The organism is Protofrankia sp. CiP1_Cm_nod3 (assembly GCF_982290655.1).
Genome location: NZ_CEVIVD010000252.1, coordinates 1 through 3,801 on the forward strand (window position 1 = coordinate 1; position 3,801 = coordinate 3,801).

Genomic DNA, 3,801 nt, shown 5'->3' on the forward strand with positions numbered 1-3,801 from the left:
GGGCGGGTGCGGGTGCGGCGGTGGCCGCCGGAGCGGCGGCCACCGCCGTGCCGCCCTCGTCGATGACGGCGAGTTCGACGCCGACCTCGACCGTTTCGTCCTCGGCCACCCGGATGGCACTGATCACGCCGGACGCGGGTGCGGGGATCTCGGTGTCGACCTTGTCCGTACTGACCTCGAGGAGCGGCTCGTCGGCCTCGACGCGCTCGCCTTCCTTCTTCAGCCAGCGGGTGACGGTGCCCTCGGACACGCTCTCACCCAGACGGGGCATCGTGACGGACACAGACATGGGGTAGGGCTCCTTTGCGGCGTCCGACCGACCGTGGACGACGGGCAACGGCTACGAACGCGATGGGTGCGGGGCGACTCGGAGGGCCTGCGATGACGCGGCGGGCACCTGCCGCCGCGTCATCGCAGGCCCTGATGGCTGGTGGGCGGGCGGGTACACGATCATGGTGTCTGTCGTGTACCCGCGGGCCCTGGTGACTACCAGTGGGGCGGGGGGTGTGCGGCGGTGGCCGGCGTCGCGCATCCGTGGCCCCCGATCGGTCGGTTGACTGTGCTGACTGTCAGTTGTGGGAGTGCAGCGGCTTGCCGGCCAGCGCCAGATGCGCCTCACCGATGGACTCGGACAACGTCGGGTGCGGGTGGATGAGCTGGGCCACCTCGGCGGGCAGCGCCTCCCAGCTGGTGATCAGCTGGGCTTCGGCGATCAGCTCGCCAGCCCGGTCGCCGACGATGTGGACGCCCACCACCGGGCCGTCGGGCACGGCCACGAGCGTCACCGCGCCGGCGGTCTGCAGGATCTGCGCCTTGCCGTTGCCCGCCAGGTCATAGGTCTGGGTGACGATGTCCCCGTACCGCTGCTCCGCCGCGGCCGAGGTCAGACCGACCGAGGCCACCTCGGGGTGCGAGTAGGTGACCCGCGGGATGTTGTCGTAGTCGACCGGCGCCGGGTCCAGCCCGGCCAGGCTCTCGGCGAGGAAGATCCCCTCGGCGAAGCCGACGTGGGCGAGCTGGAGGCCGGGGCGCAGGTCGCCGATGGCGGAGACGGTCGGCACGTTGGTGCGCAGCTGGTGGTCGACGAGGACGTACCCGCGGTCCGTCGCGATGCCGACCTCCTCGTAGCCCAGCCCCTCCGACACCGGCCCGCGCCCGACCGCCACCAGCAGCAGCTCGGCCTCGATGGTCGTGCCGTCCTCGAGGGCCACCGTGACACCCTCGTCGGTGGTCTTCACACCGGCGAACCGGGCGCCGAGGTGCTGCTTGATGCCGCGCCGGCGGAAGGCCCGCTCCAGCAGCTTGGAGCTGGACTCCTCCTCCAGCGGCACCAGGTGGGGCAGGGCCTCGACGATGGTCACCTCGGCGCCGAAGGAGCGCCACACCGAGGCGAACTCGCAGCCGATCGCGCCGGCGCCGAGCACCACGGCGGATGCCGGCACCCGGTCGAGCCGGAGGGCGTCGTCGCTGGTGATCACCTGGTGGTGGTCGACCTCCAGGCCCGGCAGCGACTTCGACTGCGACCCGGTCGCCAGCACGACGTGGCGTCCGGTGACTACCCTGTCGCCCACGGCGACGGATGTTGGTGACACGAGTCGTCCGTAGCCCTCGACGAACTCGATGCCACGGGTGTTCACCAGGCCGGTCAGCCCGCGGTAAAGCTTGCTGACCACCGAGTCCTTGTAGGAGTTGACCTTCGCGATGTCGATTCCCTCGAAGGTCGACAGAATCCCGAAACTACCGCTTTCGTGAATATTGTCCGCGACCTCCGCCGCGTGCAGCAGCGCCTTGGTCGGAATGCACCCGCGATGCAGGCACGTTCCCCCCAGCTTGTCCTTCTCGATCAGAGAAACGGTCAGGCCGAGCTCCGCGGCACGCAGAGCCGTCGCGTAACCGCCACTGCCGCCGCCGAGGATGACCAGGTCGACGGGACCCGCCGCAGAGTCCACCACGCCAGGTGTCCCTTCTCGTTGACTGGTTAGGATGCGTTCAGTCTTTCATGTCACCTCAGTGCGGCGTCGGAGGTCCGCCGCGACTGTGGTGCATGACGCCGGTATTTCATCGGGCTACTTCCGTGCGGTGCCCGTTACCCGCTGGTAGTTGGTTCACCGGACGTCCGGCCGCTGGTTGCCGGCAACGTTCTCGGCGAGTTGGAGCAGGGTCCGGACGATCACCCCGGTGCCGCCCCTGGGGGTGTGCCCGTACGGTTCGCCGCCGTTCCAGGACGGCCCGGCGATGTCGATGTGCGCCCAGGGGACGTCCTCGGGCACGAAGGTGCTCAGGAAGTGGGCGGCGACGAGCATGCCGCCCTCCCGGCCGCCGCCACCGGCGACGTTGGCCAGGTCGGCGACGGCCGAGTCGAGCACCTTGCGCAGCTCCGGCGGCAGTGGCATCGGCCACACCGCCTCGCCGCTGTCGCGGGCGGCCGCGACGACCCGGTCGACCCCGCCGCCGCGGCCCATCACCCCGGCGGTGCGCTGCCCCAGGGCGACGATCTGCGCGCCGGTGAGCGTGGCGACGTCCACGATCAGGGCGGGGGACTCCTCGGCGGCGCGGGCGAGGGCGTCACCGAGGACCAGGCGTCCCTCCGCGTCGGTGTTGAGCACCTCCACCCGGGTGCCGCCGCGCAGGGCCAGGACGTCGCCCGGCCGGATCGCCCCGCCCGAGGGCATGTTCTCCGCCAGCGGCAGCCAGCCGACGAGGCGGACCGGCAGGTTCAGCCGGGCCGCCGCGACGAGCGTCGCGAGCACCGAGGCGGCCCCCGCCATGTCGGTCTTCATCCACTCCATCGCGCCCGCGGGCTTCAGCGACAGGCCGCCCGAGTCGAACGTGATGCCCTTGCCGACGAGGGTGAGCGCGGGCCGCTCGGCGGCCGGCGAACCGGCCGGGCGCCACTCCAGGCGGACGAGGCGGGGCGGGTTCACCGAGCCCTGGCCCACCCCGAGGATGCCGCCGAACCCGCCGTCGGCCAGCGCCCGCTCGTCGAGCACGTCGACGGTGACGCCCACCTCGCCCGCGCGCCGGGCCGCGATCTCGGCGAACGTCGCCGGCGGCAGATGCCCGGGCGGGGTGTTGACGAGGTCGCGGACGAGCGCCACGGACTCCACCGCGACGCCGGCCCGGCGCACCGCGTCGTCGGCGGCGGCCTGGGACACGTCGTCCACCACGAATGTGATTTCGCTCACGGGCAGACGGTGGTCGTCCGCGGACGTGGCCCGGAACTCCCGGAAGGCGTAGGCGCCGAGCAGCGATCCCTCGGCCACGGCGCGCAGCCGCGCCGGCCCGGGGGTGCCGGCGACGAGGGCGAGGGTGGTGGCCACCCGGCTGGTGCCGGCGAGCGCGCGCATGGCCGCCCCGGCCGCGCGGCGCAGCGTCTCATGGCCGATGCCGCCGTCGGCCGCCGCCGCGTCCGCAGCCGCCCCGGTGCCCTCGTCCGCGCCCGTATCCGCTGGTGATGTGCCCGCCGCCGGCGGCTGTGCCGGCGGCGCGCCGACGCCGACCGCGAGCACCGTCGGGATGCGCAGGGTCCCCAGAGTCGCGAACCGGACCAGGTCACCGGCCTTGCCGGTGGCCCCCAGGTCGGCGAGGACCGTCGCGAGCCGGCCACCGAGTGCCATGTCCAGCTCCTCGGTGCCACCGAGCGGGATGGGACCGTCCTTGCCCGTCGCGACACCGATCACCAGCGCGTCAGCATCAAGATCCAGCACGGATGAGGTTGTCACGGCAGTCACGGTCATGCCGAGAGACTACGGAACACACCACAGGACGATGCAGAGCCGGGTCCTCCACACCGTCCCACAG

At 72.5% G+C, this 3,801-nt stretch carries 3 protein-coding genes; all 3 read right to left on the reverse strand.

Features of this window, described 5'->3' with window-relative positions; genetic code table 11:
- A partial coding sequence (locus AC5LUJ_RS23760) for a biotin/lipoyl-containing protein (protein ID WP_493465826.1) occupies positions 1–289 on the reverse strand: 289 nt, incomplete at its 3' end.
- A gap of 280 nt (positions 290–569) precedes the next feature.
- The gene (lpdA, locus tag AC5LUJ_RS23765; protein WP_250286854.1) at positions 570–1,952 is read right to left on the reverse strand and encodes a dihydrolipoyl dehydrogenase; all 1,383 of its coding nucleotides are present in this window, start codon (positions 1,950–1,952) and stop codon (positions 570–572) included.
- Between the two features lie 153 nt (positions 1,953–2,105).
- A complete protein-coding gene (locus AC5LUJ_RS23770; RefSeq protein WP_250286852.1) occupies positions 2,106–3,737 on the reverse strand; it encodes a leucyl aminopeptidase in 1,632 nt (543 codons plus the stop codon).
- Between the last annotated feature and the right edge of the window lie 64 nt (positions 3,738–3,801).